The sequence below is a fragment of the Paenibacillus sp. F024 genome (assembly GCF_057814255.1).
The window spans coordinates 113861-121043 of sequence record NZ_JBVASZ010000015.1; the positions used below are offsets into that span (position 1 = coordinate 113861).

Annotated in this window: 4 protein-coding genes; all 4 read right to left on the reverse strand. The window is 53.0% G+C overall.

The genetic code is table 11. The annotated features are described in order from the left end of the window. Nucleotides 1-37: 37 nt before the first annotated feature. Nucleotides 38-1447, reverse strand: coding sequence for a L,D-transpeptidase (locus ACZYR9_RS16745; protein ID WP_488979630.1), 1410 nt, complete (start codon nt 1445-1447; stop codon nt 38-40). A 163-nt stretch (nt 1448-1610) separates the two neighbouring features. After that, entirely contained in the window at nt 1611-3212 is a 1602-nt protein-coding gene (locus ACZYR9_RS16750) for a stalk domain-containing protein (protein ID WP_488979631.1), read from the reverse strand. A gap of 28 nt (nt 3213-3240) precedes the next feature. Continuing rightward, nucleotides 3241-5061, reverse strand: a complete 1821-nt coding sequence (locus ACZYR9_RS16755; RefSeq protein ID WP_488979632.1) for a FecR family protein — start codon at nt 5059-5061, stop codon at nt 3241-3243. A gap of 81 nt (nt 5062-5142) precedes the next feature. Beyond that, on the reverse strand, nt 5143-6978 hold the full coding sequence (locus tag ACZYR9_RS16760; protein WP_488979633.1) for a CHASE2 domain-containing protein: 1836 nt from the start codon (nt 6976-6978) through the stop codon (nt 5143-5145). Between the last annotated feature and the right edge of the window lie 205 nt (nt 6979-7183).

Below are 7183 nucleotides of genomic sequence, written 5' to 3' on the forward strand. Positions count from 1 at the left end.
GGAAAGCCTGAAGTCTTTACCCTGCCAAGCTCCGCCTTTAATTCAGCCATTTGTAAACCTTCCCCGGGTTCGTTTCCTCGGTCTGCTGCGGCAGCCCGAACGGACGCCCGCTGCGCGATTCTTCCGCCGGCAGCAAGCCTTTGCCGATCGTAACCGGAGTACCGAGCGGCGTCATATCGAACAGCTCTTCCACATCCTCCTTGCGCATCCGGATACAGCCGAGAGACTCATCCTTGCCGATGCTGGAAGGCCGGTTCGTTCCGTGAATGGCGTAGAGGGTATCCGAAAGCGTCATGCCGCGGCTGCCGAATTCTCCGTTCGATTTCCCGTTGGGGTTACGGACCTTTTCCGTGACCGCGAAGGTTCCTTCCGGGGTACGGTCGCCTCCCAGCCCGACGGTGTAGCTGCGCACGATCAGCTTGCCGCTGACCAGCGCCAAACGATGGGCGGACTTGTCCACAACAATCCGCAGCGGCTCCTTCATCGGTTTGGTCAGTCCCTCCGCATCCGGAGCAGCCTCCGAAGCTTCCGGCGTCCCGTTTGGTTTCACCCACGCTGCCGCTTCCTCCATCATTGCGGCTTTTTGTCCGTCAAACAGCTCCTGCATATCCTCAGTGATGCCCGGCAGTACATTTCCGGGGTAAGGCGCCGTCAATTCAGTCAATTGCTGGGGCGGACGGCCGTTCGTCTTGGTATAATAGGCGAGCGCCGATTTCAGCACCAGCTCCTGCTCCTGCTTGGACATCCATGCGGCTGCAATCTGCTCCGCCTTCTTGGGATCAGCCGGATCACAGCTGCAGCTCTGCGCATCGTAGTAATTGATCTGCTGCTGCGAAGCATCCTGCTTAGCTTCCACGGAAAGCAGCACCTCCGGCTTTATCAACCAGTTGATCCACGTTGTCGGTCCCATGGGCATTCCCCTGGCCAGAATGGCATAGCTGCCGATTCTTTCCTCTACCAGCATGCTCTGCAATGCGGCCCCTATCCTTTCCCGGCTCTTGGCTCCGGTTAAATAATAGACCTTGGTCTCCTGCAGCTGCGACGGGGTTACGCCTTCCGGAAGCGGTACCGCCTTCTCCGTTACGTGAACAGGCAGCGGAGGGGCGCTGGGCGCGTACAAAACCGCTGCCGCCAGCATCAAAAGCGCTAAACCTAACCGGAGAAGGCCTAATCGGCGGCGGCGCTTGCGGGAGAAGCCCCAATCCCGGATCTGCTCCAATGCCTCGGAAGGCAGATTCACCTTCTGATTCTCATAAGCCTCGTATATTTCTCCAGCTTGCGCGTAACAATACAGCGCTTTTCCTTGCTTGCCCTGCGCCTCATATTCGCGTCCAAGCAGATACCATGCCATCTTGTTGTTCGGATGCTCCCGGACATAGGTTTTCAAATACTGCGGGTCCTGCTTAAAAAAGAGATGAAGCTGATCTTTCGGATCCTTGGATTTCAAGAGCATTCCCCTCTTTCCGCTTGGTTCAATAGATTATCGGCGTTTGCGATCCGGTTTTTGAGAGCGGGAAAAACAAAAAAAATACCTTCCGCGGGCCGAAACATCGGCCGGGAAGGTACCGCTATTCGAGAGATGGAAGATCTCTTCTCTGGATGAAGAAGCTTTATTGAGCAGTATTGACGATCTTATGACGAAGGATGGCCGTACGGGCCGCGGGATCCCACTGGACGTCCAAACCGGTTTGTTCCGCTAAGTATCGAACCGGAATATAGGTGCGGTCCTGTTTGATATAAGGTGCGGCATCGGTTTCCGTTCTCCATTCCCTTCCGTTGGCAGTCCGTTTAATCCCGTTGCGGTCAATTGCCATTTCAATTCGGACACCGTCCTTGCTAAGCTGTACGGTGCGGGCCGAAGCATCGAAGGTCACTTCATAGCGGAGCGCTTGCGCGATGGCACGAACCGGCACCATCGTACGACCGTTTGTAATCTCCGGATGGACATCAAGCGGGATCCATCGGTTATCCAGGACCACCTTGACATGATTGTCCTTGGGCAGATCCGCGGGAAGGCCGTATAATCGGATCTGTCGCAGCTTGTTATTAAACGCATCCGCCACCAGAATGCTGCCGTCCGATTGCACGGCAACACCCGTCGGCCTATGCATCCGGGCATTTCCTTCAATACCGTCTACCTCGCCCGAGGTACTGCCCGGTACTCCCGCAAGTGTAGTGACTTGACCGTTCAACAGATAACGAACCGCATGGTTCTGACTGTCCGCAATGACCAGTCCGCCTTCCTCCGTTCGGGCAATCCCAAGCGGAAAGTTGAACCTGGCCGATTTTGCCTCTCCATCCGCGAAATCACCCGGAACGTACAAATCCTTCCTTGCCGAGGCGTTGCCTCCTCCGGCGACGGTGATGACGGTTCCCGCATGCAAATCGATATAGCGAATGCGCTGATTGCCGGAGTCGCTTACATATAAATTACCTTTATCGTCCAGTACAAGGCCGCCAGGCTCGTTAAATTTCGCATGCTTCAGTTCTCCGTCGGCGTAATCTCCGGCCGGTGAAGCTTGACCGGGAGATACTTCCACGACCCGGGTTGATGGGGCATTCAATGTCTTTACTTCACCGGACGGGGTAATGCTGCGAATCACGTGATTAAGGGTATCCGCTACATACAGCGTTCCATCAGGCGCAGCAGCGACATCCATCGGACGATAGAAGGAAGCAGCCTTTCCCCTCCCGTCCATTATTCCAATCAAGCCGTTTCCAGCTACGGTGGAGACCCTGCCGGAAGCGTCGATTTTTCGGATCGCGTGATTACCCGCATCAGCTACATACACATTGCCTCCGGTATCTACGGTCATTCCCTGCGGCTCACGGAATAAAGCTCCGTCACTCTGCCCGTCCAAAAGACCCCCGACCGGAAAGCCCTTGCCGTCCATTTCATACAGGCTGCCCGCGTAGCTGCCAACCCGCCCCTGAGCAAGCTGACGAATCATATGATTCCGTGAATCCGAAATCAGCACCGTATTATCCGGCAGTACGACGAGCCGGGACGGTATACGAAACGCGGCATTCTTCTCCGCCCCGTTCATGCTGCCCAAATCCCCTGAACCCGCCCTGCCGGTGACTCGAACCATGATTTGTTGCTCAGAGCCTCGAAGACCATCAGATCCGATGAAGGCAGCGTAGGCGCCTTGACCGCCGATAAATGCGGAAGCCAGAATGGCTAAAGCGATCCGTTGTACAGCTTTGTTCATTGGTTTCTCCTTCCGTTTGCACGCCGCCTTACTTCGTTGTAACCGCGATCGATTGCGGACTTGTCATCTCAAAAACCGTCCTGCCCTCTTTATTGACAACCTTCACATACACCAGCTCGACTTTCGCCGTACGGGCCGCCGAATCCAGTACTTGGAGCGGAATGCGCGCCAAGAGTCCGGATCTGTTGACTTTGATCTGATCTACGGGTTGATTTGGGCCGGCTTCATATTGCGATGCCGCATAAATCAGCTCTTTTTGCGACTCTCCATTATGCTGGGTCAATGTCTCGGCAGCTTGCCGGTCCTTGAACACAGCACCGGCGGCATTCGTAAATTCCGATGCCTGCACATAGTTCAATTCGCCTTGCTTGTAGACGAGGTGAGCCTCCACGGCGTAAAACGGCTCCACATCGGTAAAATGCTGCATTTCCAGATCAAGCTGTATATTGCCGTTTACTGGTTGTCCATTTTGTTTGACCGTCACGGCCGGTTTAACAGGACTCTGCTCTTGACCGCTGGAGGAACCTCCCCAGCCCGCTGGCGGAGACGGGGTATTGGCCCTCGACTGCTCCTCAAGCTTGAGCTGATTCTCCAAGAACTCCTGACGTTCCGCGCCTGTCAATTGCTTCATCAAGGCCTCCGACGCTTTCCGATTCGCAGCTTCCTCCGTCTTTTGGTTCTCTTCATCCAGCCTTTCCCTTTCACGTGCCAGCTGCGACAAATAAGGCTCCAGCTTCCGCATCGTTTCCTCCATCTGGAGTCTTTCCTGCCTTGCAGGGCTGGCTGCCGGATTCCTGTACTCCCGCTTCAGCTCCTCCACCACCGGATCCAGACCCGCTGTTCTTTCGATTGCAGGCGGCTGCGTCAAGTTGATTTTCATGCTCGGCTCTGAAATCCGTGCATTCATGGCATCCACCTGCTGCGGTTCCAGCTTATGTTGTCTTACGGCCTCTTGAACCACACCAACTGCGAGAGCGTCGAAATTGCGCATGACTCTGTCCAATTCCTCCTGAGTAATAAACCTCAGAATCGACCGGTCGTCCGGCTTCTGGATACCTTGATTGAATTGCTCTTGAATTTGGCTTTTTATTCTTTCATTCTCAGCCCGGATCTCCGGAATGCTGGTTAGAAATGCCTCCAGCACGCGAGGCGATGCCGATTCAACGATCACTTTGGGATCCGCATAATAAACCAGAATTCTTACATCCTCCACCTGCGCCCGCAAATCCATATCCACTTGCTGTGCCGGGTATACGGCGGCCGGGCCTAGCGTATTTCCTTCAGAGCCGGATGTAAGAAGCGGCGCCGCCTCTACGATACCGGCGGCCACGTACATGGTTGTTCTGCCGGTAAACGGATCCACCAGCGTCATATATTGCGTTCCGCGAACACCCATGACGGCCGTAGGCGTCTCCACCTCGAACTCATCCTCCGAGCTCACCAGCGCCTTCACCTTCGTCCAGATCGAACCGGCCCATGCTTTCACTTTGGATTTTTTGCCCCCGCCTTCCTCCAGCAGATCCGCTATATACACTTCCGCGTTCGACCCGATCGTCAGTTCATCTCCGCGGTCTGCGATGCGTATGACGACGGAGGAAGATGATCCGGTCGATATGGAGTCGCCCTGGTTCAGGTTCAGATTTACATAGGCGCGGTGTGACTTTGAACCTCCGGATTTGGTGTAGGTTACATGGCCATTGACCTCCAGCACGACGGCGGCGCGCACGCTTTTGGCCTGAGCGGGCAGGACCGCTATGGAATGCATTATGGAAAACAGCAGCGAGAACACCATGACCCACCTCAACACCGCTGTCCGCTTTTTCATTTTTAACCGAAGCGCTTTCCCCACTTGTAAACCCCTTTCTTAAACACAGCGGCAGTCACTGCCGCGTATTCCCCGTCATAGGAAGTTGGCTTCCCTGTCGTATTATCATGACACCAAATGCGTGCTGTCCTTCACAGAGGGCGGAGTAGCTTTAACGCCCAGCACCTCGAACAGCTTCAATGGAACGCTTTTTCCTTTCACCAGCTTTTCTCCGGCGAAGCGGTATTCGAAGTATGTCTTGGTCAGCTCATAAGTCGCTTCGGATACTAAAATCTGATTCGGCTGTGAATTGGATTCGATTCGTGCCGCCGTGTTTACGTTATCTCCGATAGCCGTATATTCCACGCGAAGGTAAGAACCGATGTTGCCGACAACGACATTGCCGGTGTTAATGCCTATGCCTGCACTGATGGTAACGCCGTATTTCTCCAGCACGTCCGCTCTGATTTTTTCCATCCCTTTTTGAATTTCATAAGCCGTTTTGACGGCATAAAACGGATGATCCGGCACGTCAAGCGGAGCATTATACAAGATCATGGCGGCGTCGCCGATGAATTTGTCGATCGTTCCGTGATTATGCAGCGCCCGTTCGGTGATCAGATCAAACATCATATTTAGAAAATCGACCACTTCCTCCGGCTTCAGCTTCTCGGACAGCGGAGTAAAACCGCGCACATCCAGAAATAGAATTGAAAGCTCCTTGCTGATGCCCCCAAGCTGAATTTCCCGCTCGCTGCTTGCGATGGATTTGACCAGATCGGGTGAAATATAGCGGCCGAATTGTTTCGTAATATAATTTTTTTGTTTCGTCTCAAAATAGGTTTTCATAGCCAAATGGCCAAGGTATGTAATGACGCCGCAAGCGACCGCAGCTATAATATCCAAATAACGCAAACTGTAAGCAAACAGCGCAAACTGGCCGCCAAACAGCACGAGGATCACGCCTAAAGCCAAAAAGACCCCTGCAAAGGCCTTCAGCCTCCAGGTCATGATCCCGAGCAGCAGCATGGTAAGCAACGCAAGTACGATCCCAAAGGCTTTATGTACCGGGCTAATCACTTTCCCCGTCAATAATTGATTAAGGATATTGGCATGTGCGTAAACCATATGCATATGCTTCTCGACGGGCGTAATCCCTTGATCGGAGCCGGGAGCGGTATAGCCCACCAGCACCAGACGATCCCGGAACGTCTCGGGAGGAACCCTGCCGTTTAATACGTCAATAAAGGAAATGGTTTCAAAATCATTCTCTTTTCCATCCCAACGGATCAGCATTTCGGATTTGGGACGTCCGTCCATCACAGGCAAATGCATAAACCTGTCCCCATCAAAGCCGGCCAGCTGTGCCATCGCGAGGCTCAACGTGGGATATACTCCCTGCGGCGTATCGATCTGCAGCCAATTGGAGCGGACGACGCCATCACTGTCCAACGTCGCATTGATATGCGTTCTTGTTAACGAACGATTGAACATCGGAATAGGATCCATCACCGACTGAGCCATGATCAGCTCACCCGCTTTCAACGTAGTCGTTCGCTGAAATTCTCCTTCCACATTGGCGTGAGAGGGAATTAGGATATTCCGATGCTTTGCAAGCTCTTCGGCCAATGCCTTGTCGCTCTGCGGATTATTGCTGTCGGTATACAACTCGATATCTAAAGCGATCACTTTGGTTCCCGCTTCTCCCAATTGGGAAATCAGCTTCGCATAAACACTGCGATCCCAGGGATAAGGGCCTACCTCTTTAATGGACCGGTCATCAATTCCGATCACGATAATATCCTCGTGAGGCGCTTGCGACATCGTTTGCCTGATATTAAAATCGTAGAGCTGATTGGATAGTACCTGTAACGAACCGGTCGTCAGAAGCAGTACGCACGCAAGAAGGATGAAGCCGTTTCCTGTAAGGATAACGCCGGCTCTGCTCATTCCTTTTTTCATATATAACCCCCTAAACCTATGCCAAATTGCCAATATTTATATTAACATATAATCCTATAAATCAGGTGAAAAATGTAGTTCTAGAGTAAAGGACTGAATTTTTTTTTTTTTTTCAGCCCCTCCTCATCAAACCGTACGTGAAGTTTTCCCTCATACGGCTTTCCGATGTTCGTCATTCATGCGCATGCGATTTACAAAAGCGTCT